We start from the raw sequence: 21,043 nt of genomic DNA, 5'->3' as shown, positions 1-21,043 counted from the left end.
AAAGGGTGCTCTGACTAAAATTGTCAAAGCACCCAACTGCACTAATGTCAGAAACTAATTGTTGCACATTTGATTAGTCCTTGCCAAGGGTTTTTCTCTTCGTAACGTTCTTTGCTGCTTCGACGTCTGAATCCTTGAATCCAAACATCCAAGTTAAAACAAAGGCTACAACAATTGTTACGATGGAAGCAATCCAGAAATTAATTTCATTTCCCATTCCACCCCCAAATTTTGCAGGTGTAAAGAATGATGGGAATCCGATTAAAGCGCCAGTGAATCCATACATATTTACGTGAAGTAATCCTGTAACTAGGCCACCAGCAGCGGCACCGATACTTGCCATGATGAATGATCGTCCGTATCGAAGATTAATACCATAAATTGAAGGTTCTGTGATACCACAGAAGGCTGAGATTGCGGCAGCACCTGCTAAACCTTTAATGTTGTTTAGTTTACTCTTAAAGAAGATTGCGGTAACGGCAGCACCTTGAGCAACCATTGTCATTGAAACAATGGCATTTAAGTAACTGTAACCCTTTGAAGCAATATCATTGGCAATAAGTGGCACAATTGCCCAGTGTAAACCGAAAATAACCAAGCATTGATAGAAGCCACCGATGATAAGACCGGCAATTGGATAGTTAGCAGTTAAGATGGCATTAAGTAACCATGAAATTCCGGTACTGATAAGAGTGATAATTGGTCCAATAACTACTAAAATAACAGCTGATACGATCATTACTTCGAATAGAGGTACAAAAATCATTTGAAGAATCTTTGGAATCCAACTCTTTAACCAACGCTCGATGTAATGAGCCATCCATGCTCCAGCAATGATTGGGAAGATACTGTACGTATAGTTAACCATGTGAATCGGAATACCAAATAGGTTTGTGTTAAGAACCATACCTAACAGATGACCAGTAACTACTTTGCCAGTAGCAATTCCGATTAAAGATGGGTAAACTAGCACACCACCAATAATTCCCATAATTACTGGGTCGGCCTTCAAACGTTGAGCGGCCGTAAATCCAACAACAACTGGTAAGAAGTAAAACGCCGAGTCACCCATTGCAGAAATTAAAATATAAGTTTGCGAAGTTACTTCAGTCCAATGAAAATCAACAGCCATTTGAAGTAATCCCTTTAAAATACCACTGGCAGCTAAAAGTCCAACAACAGGCATCATTGAACCGGTAATAACACCGATTAATGCGCTAAATCCGTCTTTGGTTTTTTCCCATAAAGAACGGTTATCTGGACCTGCAGCTGCTTTAGTTTCAGCAACTGCTTGTGCGGTAGCATCATCGTCAGCAAACTGGCTACCTAATTGTTTAATTGCAGCATCATATACGTCAGTTACTTCAGGTCCTATAACAACTTGATATTGTCCTTGGGCATGTCGTACATCGATAACACCATCAAGATTTTTGATGGCGTCGTCATTAGCAGTTTTTTCATCCTTTAAATAAAAACGGAGACGCGTAATACAATGAATTAAACTATTTGTGTTGTCCTTGCCACCGACATTTTTAATGATTTCACGTGCAAGTTTGTCGTATTTGCTGTCCTTTGAAATGTCAACTTTCGAAGCTCCACTTACAGCTGATTCCGTGGATTTGACTTCAGCTGTTGCGGCTTGTTCTCCAGCAGTAATTTTTCCCGTGTGAACATTGATGGAAGACAAAACATCGTTTGAGTTGGTAATTACCAGCATAACGGTTGCTTCTTTTCCAGCGGATTTAATGGCATTCAGATCCATGGTTGCAATTGTTTGCCCTGCGGAAACAGTGTCGTTTGTTGTTACAGAGATTGTGAAAGGAGCACCCTTAAGTTCGACTGTATCAATCCCCATATGCATTAATACTTCGGCACCGTCATCTGTTTTGAATCCAATTGCGTGTTTTGTTTCTGCAATTAAAGTAACTTTTCCGGAAACAGGTGCAACTATTTTACCATTGGTTGGCTCAACTCCGAATCCATCGCCCATTAATTTTTGAGCAAAAACATCATCTTTAACCTGATCCAATGGTAAAACACTACCACTGACAGGAGAAAGAATATTTAATTCTGCCATATTAACAACCTCCTTATTAAATAAGCGCTTACAAAAAACAAAAAAATAATTTCTATTTCAGTTCAAGAGGCACACATTTCAAATGTGACCGCTATCACACTTTGTATACTAAACTTGTCTATACAAGATGTCAATAATTGATTAATGGAAAGTTGTAATTCTTTTAGTATCAAGGAAATAGAGATAATGAGTTAGAACAAGAAAAATGAATAAGCATGTTAAAAATTAGAAACGGTAAAGTTTTTTTTATGAGGACGTGAACATCAGACGACATTCTTTAATTAAATAAACTTGCGGTAGTGTTTAAGTTTTGCGCTAAAAATGGCGATGAAAAAAATTTGTATATGTAAATAATACAAGTTGATGTTACAAGTTATAGATGAATTATATTAAACAATTATTGCTAAAAAACGTTGATATAACAGGCGCTATGGAATGTTTAAACTAACTTGTTACAGGAGAAAAGTTAGAATATTTAAATTCAGTGTATAAAATGGTTTACTTTATTTAATGAAAGCGCTATATTTAGTTCAACAGAGTTAGTAAATGTTAAGTAAACTTTTTTTAGCACTTTAGGAGGAGAGTCACATGGCAAATGAAAACCATGTTTTAGAAATCATTGCACCGGTTTCTGGTAGTGTAATGCCGATTGATCAAGTTCAAGATCCAGTTTTTTCACAGAAAATGATGGGAGACGGAATTGGTATTGAACCGACAGAAGGTAAGATTGTATCACCTGTGAGTGGCACGATTACCTTAGTTGCGGAAACTAAGCATGCGGTGGGATTTAGAACTGATGATGGCGTTGAAATTCTAATTCATTTAGGTATCGATACCGTTGAATTAGCCGGGAAACCATTTGATATCAATGTAAAGGCTGATTCAAAGATTAACGCGGGCGACACAATTGGAACCATGGATTTGAAGCAGATTAGGGATGCTGGTAAACAAGCAACGGTGATGATTGTTATCACTAATACTGCTGAAAAATTGGCGGAATTAACAATTGACACCAAAGAGGCTGTTGCGGGTTCAGAAGTTGCAAAGGCACTCATTAAGCTGAACAGTAAGGAGCCAACTAAAGAAGTTGAAGTTGATCCCAACGAGGATAAATATAACCGTATTGCCAGGGAAGTTCTTGCAGATGTTGGTGGTTCAGCCAACGTTGATAGTTTAATTCATTGTATAACTCGATTAAGATTCTATCTTAAAGACGAGGATGTTCCTGATGATAATAAGGTTCGTAATATTAAAGGAGTTATTGACGTAGCTCGTGCTCAGGGACAGTACCAAGTTGTTATTGGTCAAGAAGTAGGTGATGTTTACGACGCAGCGATTGAACAGTTAGGACCACAATTCTCGGACGCTGAAGGAACAGCACAGGCAATTAAAGATACAATGCCTAAAAAGGAAGAAAATCTTTCTCCGTGGGGAAAAGTAAAAAAAGGATTTTCTGACCTAGTTGGAACAATTACGGGTGCTATGTCACCGATTATTGGTGCTTTAGCTGCTGCGGGTATCATTAAAGGTTTGCTTGCTTTCGTAAGTATGACAATTCCTGGAAGTAAGGTATTTCCACTTGTAAATACCGCATCAGTTCCTTATCAAGTTATCAACGCAATGGGCGATTCCGTATTTGTCTTCTTGCCGATCTTGGTTGGTATCACAATGGCTCGTAATATGAAATCGGATGTTATTATTGCTGCTGCCATTGGTGGTGTTTTGGTTCATCCTTCTTTTGCAGCTATGGTTGCAAAAGGTACTAATTTGTTTAGTATTGGCTCATTACATGTACCAGTACAAAGTTACGGTTATTCAATTTTCCCAATGATTTTGGCAATTTGGATGGCTGCCAAGGTTGAAAAATGGTTCCACAAGCATTTACCTTCATATCTACGTATGATTTTCGTTCCTATGTTTACAATTTTGATTGTTAGTGCAATTACACTTTACATTACCGGTCCTGCAATTTTGCTACTTTCAAAGGGACTTGCTGGTGGAGTTGAATGGTTGCTTCAAACATCAAGTGGTTTTGGCGGTATGATCATTGGTGGTTTTTACCAAGTGCTTGTTATCTTTGGATTACACTGGGGACTTGCTCCAATTGCTCTTACAGAATTCTCGACAAAGGGATACTCCTTCTGGAACGCGATTGTTTCTCCAACAATGATTGGTCAAGGTGCTGCAGTGTTGGCCGTTGCCCTTAAGACTCGCGATCCAGAACTTAAGGAATTGGGTATTGGTGCCGCAATTTCTGGATTTGCTGGTGTTACAGAGCCCGCTATTTATGGTGTTAACTTGAAGTATCGTCGGGTATTTATCTCTGGTTTGATTGGTTCCGCTGTTGGTGGTGCAATTACCGGATTCTTACATGGAAAGATGTGGGGATTTGCCGGATCATGGATTGGTTTTGCTTCGTTTATTAACCCTAAGGGAGGAATTGATGGTTCCTTCTATACGTTCCTTTGGACAAGTATTGCAACAACGGTTGTGGCCTTCGTCGTTACATGGGTATGGGGCTTTAACGATAAAATGGTAACTGAATTAAAAGAAAAACAAGCTTCAGGTCAAGCTTAATAAGTTAAATAAAAGTCGCTGATTCTCAATTGAGGATTGGCGACTTTTTATATTGTTTATTCGAACCTCCAAGATAAACGAACGATTGATTTAGAAGTAGATTTTAAATTAACGTAGTCAAAATTTTGGATTTGCCAAAGCGGGCCAATCAATGTTTTGTGGTAGTTCTCAGCAGTTATATTGATTTTAGAAATTGCTGATTGAATCTCTGAAGTTTTGTCTATTGAATAGATTGAATAAAATTCGCCATACACACGCTGAGTTGACTCGGCAGCTTTTGATTCTAAAATAAAATTGAAGTTAGCATTTTTGTATTTATCAAGTGGATTATTTAGGTTAACACGATAACCAAATAGAGAAATACCTGGCATTTTCCAATTGGATTGTTTCTGAAATTCAAAAAAACTATTTAGCATATCACGTTCATCACAGGATTCGTTAACCGGTGAAATTTGGTAAGATTCGTCCAAGTGGGATACGAAAACTTTCTGCAAAGCTGGCTGTTGATCATTAAAGTTGTCTAACCTTGCTTCGATGACCTTTAAATTACGCTCTAATCGTTGGATTTGTTGATGTAATTGATCTACTTGGCTCGAAAGAATTGATTTTATATGGTGCGGATCATTATATTTAATTAATTGTTTTATTTCAGCAAGGCTAAGATTAGACAGTTTTAGTTCCTGGATTAAGGAGATTTCGGATAATTGTTTAAAACTGTAAAATCGGTAGCCATGTTCATTTACAGAAATAGGTTTAAAAAGATCGATTTTGTCATAGTAAATGAGAGTTTTGCGCGAAATACCAGATATTTGAGAAAAATCACTAATTGTTAGCATACTAACTCCTTGACTGTATAGTTACTATACATCATATACTGTTTTTAACATTTAAATAAGGAGAAAATCGAAATGCGTGTATTAGTTATTGGTGCCAATGGTAAAACAGGATTAGATATATCAGAAAGGCTTTTGAAAAGTGGTGTAAGGGTGTCGGGTAGTGTTCATTCTGAGCATAAGGAAGATTTACTTACGAAAATGGGTGTAACAATACTTAAAATGGATCTTATGAAAGAATCTATTAATCAATTAGCTGAAAAAATGACTAATATAGATGCAGTCGTGTTTGCAGCAGGAGCAAGTCAGGAGAGAGCCGATTTAGCAGTGTGGATTGATTTAGACGGAATGGTAAAAACCGTTGAAGCGGCCAAAAAAGCTGGAATAGAACGATATATTATGATTTCTGCAGCAGGGGCAGAGTCACGTGATACGTGGAATATTTATGATATACCACTATATTATGTTTCGAAATATTATGCTGAACAGTGGTTAGAAAATTCAGGAATGAAATATACAATTATTCGACCAGCAATTTTAACAGATGAAGATCCAACTAATATGGTCGGGCTTAAACCCGGTAATCCCTACATTTCAAGAAAAGACGTCGCTAATGTAACGGAATGGAGCTTGAAAAATATGGAGGCAGTGAATAAAGCATTTAATTTATATCAAGGATCGATTCCGGTTTCAGAATTGGGTGAAGTGAGCTTTGAAAACGAATAGAATCGTTGAAGCTGATATTACTACTGAAACCAGTTTGAGAAATGAAAGTAATAAAAAAGAAACTCCAGCTATACAGTAGCTTTGTTGCAATACTGTCCAAGTTGGACTTTTTTATTCAATGCAATGAAATTATATTACAAAAAATCAATAATATATTTAAAATACTTGAAATATTATTTCTAAAAGCTTATGATAATGTTATAAAATGAAAACGCATACATTAAGGAGAAATTTATGATCGACTTAACAAAACTTACAACAGAAACAAGAAATCAGAAAACAATGAATTTAGATCAGCAAACAACAGGTGAAATATTAAGTCTGATGAACAGAGAAGATCAAACAGTGGCACAAAGTGTATCAACAGTGCTAAGTAACATCGAAGAGGCCGTAAAAAAAATAATTAACAGTTTTGAAAACAATGGTCGCCTTTTTTATATAGGTGCTGGAACTAGTGGCAGATTAGGAGTCTTAGATGCTGCTGAATGTGTTCCGACGTTTGGTACTGATCCAGAAATGGTACAAGGGCTAATTGCAGGTGGTATGCAAGCGATGACTGTTGCAGTTGAAGGCGCAGAGGATTCTAAAAGTTTAGGCGTGGATGATTTGAAAAAACAACATTTGTCTTCGGAAGATACAGTTGTTGGAATTGCAGCAAGTGGCAGAACTCCGTATGTAGTTGGTGGACTGGACTATGCAACTAGTGTTGGAGCAAATACTGTCAGTTTAGCTTGTAACAGGGATGCAGAGATTAGCAAACATGCCGAAATTAAGATTGAAGTACCAGTTGGTCCAGAAATTCTGACTGGATCTACACGATTGAAATCGGGGACTGCCCAAAAGATGGTTTTAAACATGCTATCAACTGCTTCAATGATTGGGATTGGGAAAGTTTATAAAAACTTGATGGTGGACGTAAAAGCAACTAACGATAAACTTGTTGAACGTTCAAAACGAATTATTATGCAGGCAACCGATTGTGATTACGCAACCTCTGCAAGTTTCTTTGAGCAAGCTAATCACGACGTGAAATTGGCAATTGTAATGATTTTGACTGGGTTAGATAAAATTCAGTCGGAACAAAGATTGAGACACTCTAAGGGATTTGTTAGAGATTCAGTTCAAAATGGAGGAACGAACTAATGGCTGAAGATAAAATTACAAGAATTGCAAATCAAATATATCAAAATGTTGGTGGTGCTGAAAACGTTGATAAGTTGATTCATTGTATGACGCGGGTTCGTATGACAATCCGCGATATGTCTAAGGTTAACATGGATGGACTTAAAGCAATTGACGGGGTCATGGGTGTTGTTGATGACGAAACCTTACAGGTGATTGTTGGACCAGGAACCGTGAATAAGGTAGCCGAGAAAATGGTGGAAGAAGTTGGCGTAAAGTTGGGCGAGCCATTTCCTGAGGATGCAATTGATGAATCACAAATGACAGATAAAGAACGTGTTGAAGCTAAGGCAGCGCGTGTCAAAGCAGAACAAAAAGCCAAACAAAAACAAACTCCAATTAAACGAATTTTAAAGTCAATCTCGAATATTTTTATCCCTTTGATTCCAGTTTTTGTTGGAGCAGGGCTGATTGGTGGAATTGCAGCTGTTTTATCCAACTTAATGGTTGCAGGCGATATTGGTAAAAGTTGGACTGAATTAATTCTGGTTTTGAATATTCTGAAAAATGGTGTATTTGCATATCTTTCAGTCTATGTCGGAATTAACAGTGCGATTGAATTCGGTGCTACACCCGGGATGGGTGGTGTGATTGGGGCTGTTACACTGTTAAATGGTATGACACCTGAAGCACCATTACATAACATATTTAATGGACAAGCTTTGGCAGCTGGCCAGGGTGGAATTATCGGTGTGATCTTTGCAGTCTGGGTTCTCTCAATCGTTGAAAAAAGGTTGCACAAAATCATTCCAGATTCAATTGATATTATCATTACTCCAACGCTGTCCCTGTTAGTAATTGGCCTGTTTACAATTTTCCTTGTAATGCCTGTGGCCGGTGTAATTTCAAATTCACTGGTTGGCGCGATTAACTGGGTGTTAAACGTTGGTGGTGCCTTTGCTGGCTTTATTCTAGGTGCGCTGTTCTTACCGATGGTTATGTTAGGATTACACCAAATTTTAACGCCAATTCACATTGAAATGATTGATAAAACAGGATCAACGCCATTATTACCAATTTTAGCAATGGCTGGCGCTGGCCAAGTTGGTGCTGCATTAGCACTATGGATTCGTTGCCGTAAAAACAAGGAGCTAACTAATTTGATAAAAGGTGCATTGCCGGTTGGCTTTTTGGGAATCGGGGAACCATTAATTTATGGAGTTACGTTACCACTTGGAAAGCCATTTATTACTGCATGTATTGGTGGCGGAATAGGAGGAGCTGTAGTTGGCGGATTGGGTCACGTTGGTGCGATTGCGATTGGACCATCTGGATTGGCATTAATTCCCTTGATTAATAATGGTCACATCATGGCATATGTTTTGGGATTATTAGCTGGATATGCCGGTGGATTTGTAGCAACGTACTTCTTCGGGATTCCCAAAGATGCAATCACTGACCAAAAAGAGGATCTTTCAAAAACAGAAAAAACAATTGATAGTTTCGATGGTGCCACAGTTGCTGCAATCTATGCCCCAGTTGATGGACAAGAAGTTGCGTTGAGTGAAGTTCATGATCCAATTATGGCACAGGAAGTAATGGGAAAGAGCATGGCAGTTGTACCTAATGCTGATTCGGCATTGTATGCACCGGTTGACGGAAAAGTTAGTATGATAGCTGATACGGGTCATGCAATTGGATTTACTGATCAAATTGGTGAAGAGGTTTTGGTACACGTGGGGATAGATACCGTTAAATTAGGTGGAAAGCCATTTCATTTAACTATTAAAGATGGCGAACAGGTTACGCGTGGTCAAAAAATTGGAACGGTTGATTGGAAAGAAATCACTGAAGCGGGATTGGATCCTGTAACGATTACGATCATTACAAACAGTGCCAATTATAAAGTGAATAAGGCCAAGAATGTTAGCCAAGTTAATGACCGAACTATATTGATGAATACCGAAGTTGCTTAATAAAGCGATGAAAAGTTGACGATTTATGAATGATGATTTATTCATTGTTTATAGATCGTTTTTTGATCCATAATACTAAGCCAACGTGGGAATGCATAAGTCGGTAAAGTGATTACTTTGCTATAATAAGCATAAGTTGATATGTACTGGAGATAGTAATCATGAAAAGCGTATTGTTCGCGTTACACAGTCAATTAAATAATTTTTCAAAGTCAGAGAAAAAAGTGGCGCAATTTATTATTGATCACCCGCAAGAAACGATCAAAATGAGTGCGGATGAAATTTCGCATAAGGCGGGCGTTAGTTCTGCTACGGTTGTTCGCCTAGCAAAGAATTTAAGCAAAGATGGTTTGCCAGGATTAAAAATTCAATTATCGTCTGAAATTAAAGTAGACGATAATTTGTATACGGAAATTGATCCTGATGACAGTTTGAAAGTAGTTAAACAAAAGATGGAGTTTAGAATCGGACGTACAATTGAGCAAACTAATGCTGTGCTGGGCGTGGATGAGGTGCAGAAAGCCGCAGCATTAATTGAAAAGGCAAGCAATGTGTACGCATACGGGTTAGGAGCTTCTAATATAGTGGCTGCTGATTTACAACAAAAGTTTATTCGAGTTGGGAAACCAGTTGTACAAACGATGGACACCCATTTAATTGCGGTGGGATTAACCCAGCCACAATCAATCTTGGTGTTGATTTCGAATTCTGGAGAAACGATAGAAAGCCAAAAACTTGCAGAAGCAGCGCGATCCCTTAAAGTGCCCGTAATTTCGATTACGCACAATGCTAAAAGTAAATTAGCACGGCGTTCAAATATTGTGTTGGAGCATGATGACAGTGAAGAAAACACGGAATTGAGAACGGCTGCAACAACCTCATTAATGGCACAACTGTACGTGGTGGATTTGTTGTATTATGCGTATTTGACGAGAGGCTTTGAGAAAAATGCAGAGCAGTTGAGGCGGTCTAGGGATGTTATTGGGGATTGGTTTAAGTAAATTAGTAGATCTTAAGATATAATACAGAAGACATAAATACAATGAAGGTTAGCAATAAAAATGGGAAAGAAAGAGCCTAGTGTTCATATCTTAGATACTCCGTATACGGAGCATTTTAAAAGTTATTTAGACAAAAGTGAAGATCGTTTTATAAAAGATTTTCCAGTTTTGTATATTCTATATAAACGTTTTAGAAAAGAAGCCTACATTGGTGAAACTACATCGGTTTATAAAAGGACAAGGCAACATCTTAATAATAAAAGAGAAAAAGATTTATTTAAAAGATTCAAAACAATGACGATTTTAGGGCATGAAAAATTTAATAAGTCAGCAACAGTTAATCTTGAGACGGACTTGATTAACTATTTTCTGGGTGATGGCTATTCATTGAAAAATACAAAACAAACCAGAATGACGATAACTAGTGACTACTATCATAAACATTATTATGAAACTGAGGTGCTGTCTGAAATTGTTCGTAGTTTAAATAAAAGACAGATACTTGAAAAAAATGAAGACGCAATTAAGAATTCAGACGTTTATAAAATTTCTCCTTTTAAATCACTTTCGGATGCCCAGTTAGAATTGAAAGACAAGGTTATTTCTTTTGTTGAAGATCACCTTAAAAATCCAGCGAATGAAAAAGAGCATGCACTTTTTATTGTACTTGGTGAAGCAGGCGTCGGGAAAAGTGTTGTTTTGAGTTCTTTATATGTAGATATTCAGAATAGAGCAAAAAGTGAAACAAGCAGTGACGTGTTGAATGAAACAAATAATTATCTGTTAGTTAACCACAAAGAAATGTTAAAAACTTATAAAAACTTGGCGCGGCAATTACCAAATTTGCAACAAAAGTTTATTAAGAAACCCACGGAGTACATCAACTCGATGGAAAAAGGAAAAATAAAAGAGGCTGATGTAACTTTTATAGATGAAGCACATTTATTACTAACAAAAAGTGATGCATATAATGGATTTCGCCATGACAATCAACTTGAGGAGATAATAAAACATAGTAAGGTTACTGTGATGTTTTTTGATCAACATCAGTATTTAAAACTTAAAAGTTACTGGGATTCTAAAGACATCGACAGATTATTAAAAAAACATCCCAATCATGATGTTTTTCATTTAACAGATCAGTTTAGAATGAAGGCAAATAGTCAAGTTGTTGATTGGATTAATGATTTTATAGAAAATAAAAAAATTGATTCCTTACCTCAAAAAGATGATAAATTTGATTTTAGAATTTTTTCTTTAGCCAAGCAGATGTATGAAATAATAAAAGATAAGAATAAAGAAAATAAATTATCTAGAATGGTTTCTACGTTTGACTATGATTTTTCTCCCACCAAGGCTGGTACGAAGGATGAAAATGGTAATGAAATCGTTTATAGTGTAAAGACTGAAGACTTAGAACTACCATGGAATACTACTAACGATAAAATTGCTTGGGCAGAACGAAGTGAGACTATAAATGAAGCAGGATCAATTTACAGCGTTCAAGGGGCGGACTTAGATTATGTAGGAGTAATACTGGGCTCGGCATTATCCTTTGATGAAAAAAAGGATCAGGTTGTTGTTAGAATAGAAAAGTACAAAGACAAAGATGCATTTAGATCCAGAAATGATATTCAGAATTTAGATAAAGCAAAGGAACAAATAGTTTTAAATTCAGTTAATGTATTAATGAAACGTGGAATTAAGGGGTTATACATTTATGCGGAAGACGATAAGTTGAGAGAAAAATTAATCAATTTAGAGTAAATAAGGAAGGTTATTTAAGGAGGAACTCCACATGGCAGGTATACGCGAAATTGCCAAGATTGCTGGCGTGTCACAGGCAACTGTGTCACGCGTTTTGAATCGTGATAAGAAATTTTCAGTTTCAGAGGCAACCCGTAATAATATTTTAGAAATCGCAAATGAATTACAATATAATCCTAAAAACTCAGTTAAAAGTAAATCTGTTGATCGTTTAAGTATTGTGATTATCACAACTCTGTCAAAAGATAGTGAAATTAACGAGCCATATTTTATTTCAATTCGAAATGGTGTTGAAAAGGAGGCTGCCGAGTGGGGAGTGCGGATTATGGATTTGATCCGCTTTCCACAGGCTGACTTTGATTACGAAAGACTTGCGTCATACGGCGGAGTGGTTGTGATTGGTGCTCTAACGGAAGAATCGTTGAATAAAATCTATGAACAAAATAAAAATTTGATTGTTGTAGATGAACACCGCTTCCTTCCTAAATATGATGTGATTGAGAATGATTTTCAGTATCAAATTAAAGAAGAATTGGACATCCTTGCAAGCAAAGGGCATCAACAAATTGCTTATATTGGTGGAAATGCTACACTCGTTGACGAAAATGGTCAAAGTTCACAGGTATTGCGAGATATTCGTGAAACATCATACGTGGAGTGGATGGAGTCTAAGAAACACCAAGAGATTATCATTAGCTCCAATTGGACAACTGAAAGCGGTGTGACAGCTGCGGATGAGTTGCTTAAAAACCATCCTGAAGTGACAGCAGTTGTGGTCGCAAGTGATCCATTGGCAATCGGGGTCTATAGAGGATTGCAAAAAAAAGGTAAAAAAATACCGGAAGAAATTGCAATATTCAGTTTTGATGATGTAAAAACTGCTGAATATATGGTTCCGTCGTTATCAACTGTGAAACCAGGCAGCGAGGAAATGGGGAAAATGGCAATCCGCTTAATCCGGGATCGATTGTTCTACCATCGCGAAATACCTATCAGGGTGATGGTTCCATCGGATTTGAATAAAAGGGAAAGTATTTAAAATTGAGATGCTAAGCTGAATAGCGAAGCATCTTTTTCACCAATAAAATGAAAGCGTTGACATTAAATTACTAAACGTTTACCATGATACTTAAACAATACTTTGGAGGATACTATCGTGATTGAATTCGATGCTGAAACACGTGTTTTCCATTTACATAATGAACAAGTTTCATATTTGCTTTCTATCGAGGAAGGAAACTTATTAAGCCATTTGTATTTTGGAGAACGCATCCGCAATTATCATGGAGAACGAAAATATCCGCAGGTTAATCGGGGTTTTTCAGGTAATCTGCCACTTTCTACAAACCATAACTTTTCCAAGGATGCTTTGTTACAAGAATACTCTGGAAACAATACTGGAGATTACCGAACACCTGCTATTATTATTAGAAATAATAACGGGTCACGTAGTACTGATTTTCGCTACCGGTCCTATGAAATTATTAATGGAAAGCCCAAACTAGATGGACTCCCTAGTTCATATGTTGTGCACGATGATGAAGCACAGACGCTTATTATTACGTTAACAGGATCAACAGTGCCACTAGTTTTAAAAATGAGTTATACAATTTATGAAAATCGTCCTGTTATTACTAGAAATGTTGAATTAATTAATGAAGCTGAATATGACATTAATATAGAAAAAATTGCCTCAATGCAGCTTGACTTAGCTAGTCAAAAACGTGAGGTAATTTCATTACCAGGCGCTCATGTTTCAGAACGACAAGTACAACGACAAGCAATTCGACAAGGAATATTACAGTTTGATAGTAAACGGGGAACTAGCTCGCATCAAATGAATCCCTTTGTTGCGGTTGTTGATCCTAATACTGATGAATTTAAAGGCGAAGCAATCGGAGTTATGCTGGTGTATTCAGGTAATCATCAAATCACGGTTGAATCCGATCAAATTGGACAGACAAGAATTGTTGCTGGCATCAATGAGTTGAATTTTGATTGGAAACTAGGATCAACTGAACATTTTCAAACACCAGAAGTTATTTTGGCGTATTCCAATGAAGGATTAAATGGAATGTCACAGGCGTATCATCATCTTTTGAGAGAACGGGTAGCAAGAGGACGCTATCAATACACTGAACGACCAATTGTAATCAATAATTGGGAAGCAACTATGTTTGATTTCAACGAGGAAAGGATTCAGAAAATTGTTGAAGATGCTCAACCATTGGGAGTTGAGATGTTTGTTCTGGACGACGGATGGTTTGGACATCGCGATAAAGATAATTCTTCCTTAGGCGATTGGCACGTGGACAAGGAAAAGTTACCGCACGGACTGGAGGAGCTGTCCAAGATGGTGCATGATCATGACATGCAATTTGGAATATGGATTGAACCTGAAATGATTTCGGAAAATTCTGATCTATTTCGTGCTCACCCGGATTATGCGTTGCAGGAACCTAACAGGGGACTTTCACCATCGCGTGAACAATTTGTTTTAGACTTTAGTCGTCCGGATATAGTTGAAAATATATATAAACAATTTAGCAAAGTGCTCGATGATGTTGATATAGATTACGTTAAATGGGATATGAATCGCAGCTTAAGTGAAGTATATTCTTTAGGGGTTGAACCAGATCAAGAAGGCGAGATCTTTCATCGCTACGTACTTGGACTGTACGAATTAATGAGGAAACTAACCGAAAATTATCCCGAAGTTTTATTCGAGGGGTGTTCCGGAGGCGGCGGTCGTTTTGATGCTGGAATTCTTTACTACGCTCCACAAAGCTGGGCCTCTGATAATACAGATCCAATTGCTCGTCAAAAAATTCAATACGGAACATCGCTAGCGTACCCTATTTCATCAATGACTGCCCATGTATCAGAATCACCTAACCAACAAACCGGCAGAATTTCCACCATTGAAACAAGGGGGAATGTTGCGATGAGTGGTGTTTTAGGGTATGAACTTGATCCAGCAACCTTATCTTATGAAGAACAAGATATCATTAAAACTCAGATTGAATTTTATAAAAAGCATCGCAGATTAATTCAATATGGTAATTTTATTCGCCTGAAATCACCGTTTGATTCTAATGAGGCGGCTTGGGAATTTGTGAATTCGGAGCAAAATGAGGTATTACTCTTCACATTTAAGACACTAGCTGATGCCCGAAAACTACCATTTATCACCAAGTTGAGGGGACTCGTATCTGATGGAGACTACTTAGAAGAGGCAACCGGGCAAATCTTTGGTGGAGACGAGTTAATGAACGCTGGTTTATATAATGATCCCAAGGAAATGGATGACTTTATTTCAGAGGTTCGATATTTTAAGTTGATTGAGGAATAACATAATTAAAAAGCTCTGTGCGAGTCCGTCAAAACTGAAGAGGTTGGCTACTTGTGCAGAGCTTTTTATGTGGAAATGGTCATTTTAGCATATTGATATTGAATAAAAATTTACGAACGGCACTAGTGTATGCAATTGGATCGGTTCGAAAAGCGTTTGCATGTGTTGCATTTGAAACTACTAACCATTGGCTGGTACCGGCATTGCTATTGATTACTTCGTTGAGCATTGAGAAGGGCACAAACTTGTCTTTAGCGCCGTGAATAAATAAGATAGGCAATTTATTGTTACTAAGCTGTGTCATGGAACTTGCTTCAGGATAACTGTATCCAATGAGCACTTTTGATAAGAAACTTGCGATATTGAGAACGGGAAAACTAGGAATTTGACGAAGACTAAACTGAAACTTCAATTCAGCTTCTAAACTGGTGAAACCACAATCAGCAATTACCCCTTTAACTTGTGTAGGAAGATTTAAGTCACCACTTGTCATCAATACGGTTGCACCACCCATACTAACGCCCCATAAAATAATACTTTGATTGCTTCCTAGTTGATTGATCACTTGAGTAATCCAACTAAGGTAGTCTTTACGATCTTGCCATCCAAATCCGATATATCTACCATGACTATTACCATGGCCACGATCATCAGGCATTAGAATGTTATATTCCATATTATAGAAAAGGGCGGCAACTTTACCGTTTTGGTCACCATCTTGTCTGTACCCATGTGCTAAAATAGCGGTTTTAGTAGAGTTATGATTAATGAACGTAGCTTGCAACTTGATTCCATCCTCAGAAATTAAGTGCCAAACTTCTTTGGGAACGTTCCTAAACCATGTTTTCTCTTTAAAAAAGTAGTCGGTAGAACTGATAGCGGGTTGCAAACGACGTTCGTCACTACCATCGTTTTTAGAGCGAAATTGCACCTTAATAACTAATAGTAATGATAAAATAATGATTATTACTATTATTCCTACCAGAATTATAAATAAATATATCACGGAATAAACCTCCTGTGATTGCTATTGGTCAAATATTTCTGTACACCAGTCTAGAACGGAGGGAAGCTCGTTGTTCCAAAGACGCCAATTATGATGACCCTGAGATTCATGCCAGGTGAAATTATCTTTGAATTTTGTTTCAAATCGGGTTCGAGCTTGTAGATCCATCTCACGCAAAAAGTCTGCAGTGCCGGTTGCCATATAAATTTTTAAGCGAGCAACGGTTGAAGAAGAAGTCTTTTCTAGTAAATATGGTATGGCAACTGAGGAATGTTCTAAGTCCTGGTCCTTAAATATCAGATTGAATTCAGGTAATAAGGCGGACTGCTCTCTTTCAAATGCGGTTAGGTCCGTAGCCGGTGACAGTGCCACTATCCCAGCAAAAGCGTCTGGAAAAGTTAACCCAAGTCGTAAAGCACCGTATCCCCCCATTGAATTACCCATAACAATGTTTTTATCTGGGCTGGAATCTAGTGGAAATATGTAACGCATATAATCAATTAATTCTGTTGAGATGAAGTCAAAGTACTGCTGGCCATCCTTAATATTATTATAAAAGCCACGATCAGTTTGTGGCATTACAATTGCAAAAGGATAATCAGCATCAATTAAAGCTTCAAGATTAGTTTTTCGTGCCCATGCAGAGGCATCATCACTTAATCCGTGCAATAGCCAGATAGTAGGCCATTTATAACCTGACTGAAGTTCGGCTTCAGTAGGGGTGGGTAAAATGACGTTTACAGGAACATTTCGCATTAAAATTGAAGAGAAAAAATTGTTTTGATGAAATGACATGATGACACCTCTATTTACTTAAAGTTTATTAACCATTTATTATGAATATTATCCCATGAGGTTTGTTATATTTCAATCAGTTTGAGACTTTAAAAAGAATTATTAATATTGTAAAATAAACATTGAAAACGATTTCTAAAATAAAACAGAATGAGGACGGATTGCAAAATGGAAACTAAGCAAATTTTAGAAGGCTTTAAGTTAACGTTTAGTAAAGAAAATGACTCTTTATATTTTTCACCTGGGCGAATTAACTTAATTGGAGAGCATACTGACTACAACGGAGGTCATGTTTTTCCAAGTGCAATTGGTTTAGGAACCTATGGTGCATTTGCTAAACGTGAAGATAATATCGTTAAACTTTTTTCAAATAACTTACCTGACGCTGGAGTGATCAGTTTTGATGTGGATAATCTATCCTTCGACAAAAAATACGGTTGGAGTAATTATCTGAGAGGAATGATTCTAGAAATTGGCAAGTTAACAGACAAGAAGTTTTCGGGATTTGATCTTTACCTTGAAGGTGATTTGCCTGATGGAGCTGGATTATCCTCGTCAGCTTCGATTGAGATGTTAATGGGTACAATCCTTAACGAAGAATATAGCTTAAACATTGATCCGTTGGAAATCGTGAAGGCGGGTAAACGGGTTGAAAATAACTATATCGGTGTAAACACTGGAATAATGGATCAGTTTGCCGTAGAAATGGGGCGAAAGGATCAGGCGATCTTTTTAGACACTAATACAATGGAATATGAATACTCTCCAATTGATTTGGGAGATTATCGAATATTAATTATGAACACCAATAAACCTCATGAATTAGCAAGCTCAAAATACAATGAGCGTCGGTCCGAATGTGAAGAAGCACTTGTTCGTTTGCAAACTAAGCTTGATATTAAATCGCTCGGTGAATTGGATGTAAACAAATTTGATCAATACACATCGTTAATTAACGATCGTATTTTAATTAGCCGTGCTCGTCACGCAGTTTTTGAAAACCAACGTACAATTCAGGCAAAAAAGGCTCTTGATAATAAACAGTTAGAATTATTTGGTCGTCTCGTTAATGCGTCGCATATTTCGCTTCAGTATGATTATGAAGTCAGTGCTGATGAATTGGATTTTCTTGTTGACTCTGCATGGAAGTTTGATGGTGTGCTCGGTGCAAGAATGATTGGTGGAGGCTTTGGGGGTTGCGCTATTGCAATTGTTCAAAAAGATCAAATTGATGGTTTGATTAAACAAATTGGGCCAAAATATAAAGAACAATTTGGATATGCAGCCGATTTCTATGAAACCCAAATTGTGGATGGACCACATAAATATAATGGAGAATCTAATGAAAATTGATGCGTTACAAGGACTTTTTAAAATTGGAGAGCAAACTAAAGCGGTTGAAGAAGACGATCAATTATATATAACAAATAGGGTTCGTGCTTTAGTGGGGGATAGATTAAAGCCGATAGAAACAGACGGAACGCCCACTGCAATTTGCAAAGCATTTATCGAAATTGCAATTCAAAATAATAAAATATCAGGATCAATTACTGAAAAAGAAATCCTGGTCAGTCAATTAATGGATTTAATTACTCCCCAGCCAAGCGTGATTAACCGAACATTTAATGAAATTTATGCTCAAAAGGGAAGTTCGAAAGCAACGGATTATTTTTATAACCTTTGTAGAGCCGAAAATGACATACAAGTGGCAGCCATTGCCAAAAATATTGAGTTTGAGGCAAATGGTTTAGAGATTACAATTAATTTATCAAAACCTGAAAAGGATCCAAAAGTAATAGCACAGGCTGCTCACGAAAAAGAAAATAGTTATCCGCTATGCCAACTTTGTCTTGAAAATGAAGGTTATTTAGGAAGGGTCGGATACCCGGCACGTAGCAATCATCGTATTGTTAAAATAACAGTTGGGAAAAAAGAATGGGGTTTTCAATATTCGCCCTATGCCTATTTTTCAGAGCATGCTATTTTTATTGATCACGAGCATATTCCGATGATAATTAACCGTCAGACTTTTGCCAATTTAATTGAAATCATTCAAAAATTTCCAAATTATTTTGTAGGGAGCAATGCTGATTTGCCAATCGTTGGTGGATCGATGTTAAGTCATGAACACTATCAAGGCGGTCATCACCAGTTCCCAATGATGAAGGCACCAGTGGTTAAGAAGATTGATTTGCCAAACAAATTTAATCGAGTTAGTGCGGGAGTTGTGAAGTGGCCGATGACGGATATTCGGTTAGAGAGTGAAAACGCTGAACAGTTAGAAGATGCGGCCGAGTGGGTTCGTGAGAAATGGAATCTGTATACAGATGAAAGTGTAGATGTTCGAGCCGAGGTAAATGACGAACGGCACCATACCGTGACACCTATTGCGTATATGATTGGAAAGCAATACGTCATTGATATCGTTCTGCGGGATAATCAAGTTTCTGAAGAATACCCTGATGGAATTTTTCATCCGCACCCTGATGTGCAACACATAAAGAAGGAAAATATAGGTTTAATTGAAGTGATGGGAAGAGCCATTCTTCCACCACGGTTATTAGGCGAACTAAAAGAGGTTCGTAAAATGTTATTGGACCAGCCAAATAAAATTGCCAAATATCATGTTAAATGGGCTGAGGAACTAAAGAAAAATAATCAAATCACGTTGCAAAATGTTGATGAAGTAATTAATAATGGTGTGGGAGAAGTTTTTGAGCGGGTCTTGAGTGATGCGGGTGTCTTTAAGCAAAATAAAAGCGGTGAAATAGCATTGAATCGCTTTTTAGATAAATTAATCTAAAGAGACTGACTTATTTCACATATTTCCGTTATTCGGTTCAGAAATCAAATTTGGGTTTTAGCTATATAATCATACCCGAGATTATGGATATCTAGTCACGGAAAGTTTATAAAAAATGGCGAGACAAACTCTAAATGATGACTATTCATTATTTAGGGTTTGTTTTTGTTGTTTGCAATTTACAGCTAAAAAAGCAGGATGAGGCTTGAAATCTAACTAATTATTGGGTAGAGTGGAATTGAGCATGAAACAATGAAAATGTTTCACAGGGAGAGTAAAATGAGTCCAGAAGAATTTAGAAAAGCATTACAAAAATTTGGTTACGACTTAAGCGATAAACAAATGAAACAGTTTGAAGTCTATTTTGAATTTCTAATTGCTACAAACGAAAATGTTAATTTAACGGCGATTACTGATAAGAAGGACGTTTACTTGAAACATTTTTACGATTCAGTAACACCATTATTAGAAACACCAACTTATTTTGCGGATAGTGCCTCGATTTGTGATGTGGGAGCGGGAGCCGGCTTTCCGTCTCTACCCATTAAGATTTTAAGACCAGATTTAAAAATAACGATTGTAGACGCATTGAGTAAAAGGATTACATTTCTAAATGAATTAGTGGCAAAATTAAACTTAACCGATATTGCACTAATTCATGATCGGGCAGAAACGTTTGGAAACAAACGATCAGAGTATCGTGGACAATTTGATGTTGTGACGGCCCGAGCTGTTGCCCGCCTCAGCGTGTTGAGTGAACTTTGCATTCCACTGGCCAAGATAGATGGCTACTTCATTGCACTGAAGGCTGCTAATTCTGAAACAGAACTATCCGAGGGAGAGGAAGCTATCTCTGTTTTGGGAGGAAAAGTTATCGAAAATCGGCAATTTGAGTTACCAGTAGATGGCGATATTCGTAATTTGATCGTGGTTAATAAAACACGCCAAACGCCAAATAAATATCCACGTAAGCCTGGAACACCGAATAAGGAACCAATTGGAAGCTAA

Annotated in this window: 15 protein-coding genes; 11 read left to right on the top strand and 4 right to left on the bottom strand. The window is 37.3% G+C overall.

The annotated features are described in order from the left end of the window. Positions 1–73: 73 nt before the first annotated feature. Positions 74–2,077, bottom strand: coding sequence for a glucose PTS transporter subunit IIA (locus PECL_RS08005; RefSeq protein WP_014216083.1), 2,004 nt, complete (start codon positions 2,075–2,077; stop codon positions 74–76). Positions 2,078–2,665: 588 nt separating this feature from the next. Here PECL_RS08005 and PECL_RS08000 point away from each other — a divergent pair. Further along, entirely contained in the window at positions 2,666–4,654 is a 1,989-nt protein-coding gene (locus PECL_RS08000) for a glucose PTS transporter subunit IIA (RefSeq protein ID WP_014216082.1), read from the top strand. A 56-nt stretch (positions 4,655–4,710) separates the two neighbouring features. Here the strand turns inward: PECL_RS08000 and PECL_RS09775 are convergent, their stop codons facing one another. Beyond that, positions 4,711–5,490 carry a MerR family transcriptional regulator gene (locus tag PECL_RS09775; protein ID WP_014216081.1) on the bottom strand — a complete coding sequence of 260 codons (780 nt, stop codon included), beginning with the start codon at positions 5,488–5,490 and terminating at the stop codon, positions 4,711–4,713. 72 nt (positions 5,491–5,562) lie between these two features. Between PECL_RS09775 and PECL_RS07990 the strand changes: the two genes are divergently transcribed. The 7 genes from PECL_RS07990 (at position 5,563) to PECL_RS07960 (ending at position 15,431) form a co-directional block, all read left to right on the top strand. Then, positions 5,563–6,213 carry an NAD(P)-binding oxidoreductase gene (locus PECL_RS07990; RefSeq protein WP_014216080.1) on the top strand — a complete coding sequence of 217 codons (651 nt, stop codon included), beginning with the start codon at positions 5,563–5,565 and terminating at the stop codon, positions 6,211–6,213. Positions 6,214–6,447: 234 nt separating this feature from the next. Then, positions 6,448–7,356, top strand: coding sequence for an N-acetylmuramic acid 6-phosphate etherase (murQ, locus tag PECL_RS07985; protein ID WP_014216079.1), 909 nt, complete (start codon positions 6,448–6,450; stop codon positions 7,354–7,356). Continuing rightward, the gene (locus PECL_RS07980) at positions 7,356–9,311 is read left to right on the top strand and encodes a glucose PTS transporter subunit IIA (RefSeq protein ID WP_014216078.1); all 1,956 of its coding nucleotides are present in this window, start codon (positions 7,356–7,358) and stop codon (positions 9,309–9,311) included. The genes murQ and PECL_RS07980 overlap by 1 nt, the downstream gene beginning before the upstream one ends. Positions 9,312–9,472: 161 nt before the next feature. Next, on the top strand, positions 9,473–10,312 hold the full coding sequence (locus PECL_RS07975) for a MurR/RpiR family transcriptional regulator (RefSeq protein WP_014216077.1): 840 nt from the start codon (positions 9,473–9,475) through the stop codon (positions 10,310–10,312). A 60-nt stretch (positions 10,313–10,372) separates the two neighbouring features. Beyond that, on the top strand, positions 10,373–12,079 hold the full coding sequence (locus tag PECL_RS07970) for a DUF2075 domain-containing protein (RefSeq protein ID WP_014216076.1): 1,707 nt from the start codon (positions 10,373–10,375) through the stop codon (positions 12,077–12,079). Positions 12,080–12,110: 31 nt separating this feature from the next. Beyond that, positions 12,111–13,118: a LacI family DNA-binding transcriptional regulator gene (locus PECL_RS07965; protein ID WP_014216075.1), complete on the top strand. Its 1,008-nt coding sequence runs from the start codon at positions 12,111–12,113 to the stop codon at positions 13,116–13,118. A gap of 117 nt (positions 13,119–13,235) precedes the next feature. Next, positions 13,236–15,431 carry an alpha-galactosidase gene (locus tag PECL_RS07960; protein ID WP_014216074.1) on the top strand — a complete coding sequence of 732 codons (2,196 nt, stop codon included), beginning with the start codon at positions 13,236–13,238 and terminating at the stop codon, positions 15,429–15,431. Between the two features lie 79 nt (positions 15,432–15,510). Here the strand turns inward: PECL_RS07960 and PECL_RS07955 are convergent, their stop codons facing one another. Continuing rightward, a complete protein-coding gene (locus PECL_RS07955) occupies positions 15,511–16,437 on the bottom strand; it encodes an alpha/beta hydrolase (RefSeq protein WP_014216073.1) in 927 nt (308 codons plus the stop codon). A gap of 21 nt (positions 16,438–16,458) precedes the next feature. Then, positions 16,459–17,232, bottom strand: a complete 774-nt coding sequence (locus PECL_RS07950) for an alpha/beta hydrolase (RefSeq protein WP_014216072.1) — start codon at positions 17,230–17,232, stop codon at positions 16,459–16,461. Positions 17,233–17,400: 168 nt separating this feature from the next. On the opposite strand from PECL_RS07950, the gene PECL_RS07945 reads away from it, so the two are divergent. The 3 genes from PECL_RS07945 to rsmG all read left to right on the top strand — a co-directional run bounded on the left by PECL_RS07945 (position 17,401) and on the right by rsmG (position 21,043). After that, positions 17,401–18,585 (top strand): galactokinase, encoded by a 1,185-nt coding sequence (locus PECL_RS07945; RefSeq protein ID WP_014216071.1) that lies wholly within the window; start codon positions 17,401–17,403, stop codon positions 18,583–18,585. Continuing rightward, the gene (locus tag PECL_RS07940) at positions 18,575–20,035 is read left to right on the top strand and encodes a UDP-glucose--hexose-1-phosphate uridylyltransferase (protein ID WP_014216070.1); all 1,461 of its coding nucleotides are present in this window, start codon (positions 18,575–18,577) and stop codon (positions 20,033–20,035) included. Before PECL_RS07945 ends, PECL_RS07940 begins: the two co-directional genes overlap by 11 nt. Before the next feature lie 279 nt (positions 20,036–20,314). Continuing rightward, the gene (gene rsmG, locus PECL_RS07935; RefSeq protein ID WP_014216069.1) at positions 20,315–21,043 is read left to right on the top strand and encodes a 16S rRNA (guanine(527)-N(7))-methyltransferase RsmG; all 729 of its coding nucleotides are present in this window, start codon (positions 20,315–20,317) and stop codon (positions 21,041–21,043) included.

Origin of the sequence: Pediococcus claussenii ATCC BAA-344 (genome assembly GCF_000237995.1) — a bacterium.
Classification (GTDB): Bacteria; Bacillota; Bacilli; order Lactobacillales; family Lactobacillaceae; genus Pediococcus; species Pediococcus claussenii.
Note: the sequence above shows the minus strand (reverse complement) of the source record. Positions and strands in the feature narration are given on the sequence as shown.

What these genes read in the sequence shown, in the direction of transcription:
- PECL_RS08005 (WP_014216083.1), bottom strand. Translation starts at nt 2,077, where the DNA reads ATGGCAGAATTAAATATTCTTTCTCCTGTCAGTGGTAGTGTTTTACCA.
- PECL_RS08000 (WP_014216082.1), top strand. Translation starts at nt 2,666, where the DNA reads ATGGCAAATGAAAACCATGTTTTAGAAATCATTGCACCGGTTTCTGGT.
- PECL_RS09775 (WP_014216081.1), bottom strand. Translation starts at nt 5,490, where the DNA reads ATGCTAACAATTAGTGATTTTTCTCAAATATCTGGTATTTCGCGCAAA.
- PECL_RS07990 (WP_014216080.1), top strand. Translation starts at nt 5,563, where the DNA reads ATGCGTGTATTAGTTATTGGTGCCAATGGTAAAACAGGATTAGATATA.
- murQ (WP_014216079.1), top strand. Translation starts at nt 6,448, where the DNA reads ATGATCGACTTAACAAAACTTACAACAGAAACAAGAAATCAGAAAACA.
- PECL_RS07980 (WP_014216078.1), top strand. Translation starts at nt 7,356, where the DNA reads ATGGCTGAAGATAAAATTACAAGAATTGCAAATCAAATATATCAAAAT.
- PECL_RS07975 (WP_014216077.1), top strand. Translation starts at nt 9,473, where the DNA reads ATGAAAAGCGTATTGTTCGCGTTACACAGTCAATTAAATAATTTTTCA.
- PECL_RS07970 (WP_014216076.1), top strand. Translation starts at nt 10,373, where the DNA reads ATGGGAAAGAAAGAGCCTAGTGTTCATATCTTAGATACTCCGTATACG.
- PECL_RS07965 (WP_014216075.1), top strand. Translation starts at nt 12,111, where the DNA reads ATGGCAGGTATACGCGAAATTGCCAAGATTGCTGGCGTGTCACAGGCA.
- PECL_RS07950 (WP_014216072.1), bottom strand. Translation starts at nt 17,232, where the DNA reads ATGTCATTTCATCAAAACAATTTTTTCTCTTCAATTTTAATGCGAAAT.
- PECL_RS07945 (WP_014216071.1), top strand. Translation starts at nt 17,401, where the DNA reads ATGGAAACTAAGCAAATTTTAGAAGGCTTTAAGTTAACGTTTAGTAAA.
- PECL_RS07940 (WP_014216070.1), top strand. Translation starts at nt 18,575, where the DNA reads ATGAAAATTGATGCGTTACAAGGACTTTTTAAAATTGGAGAGCAAACT.
- rsmG (WP_014216069.1), top strand. Translation starts at nt 20,315, where the DNA reads ATGAGTCCAGAAGAATTTAGAAAAGCATTACAAAAATTTGGTTACGAC.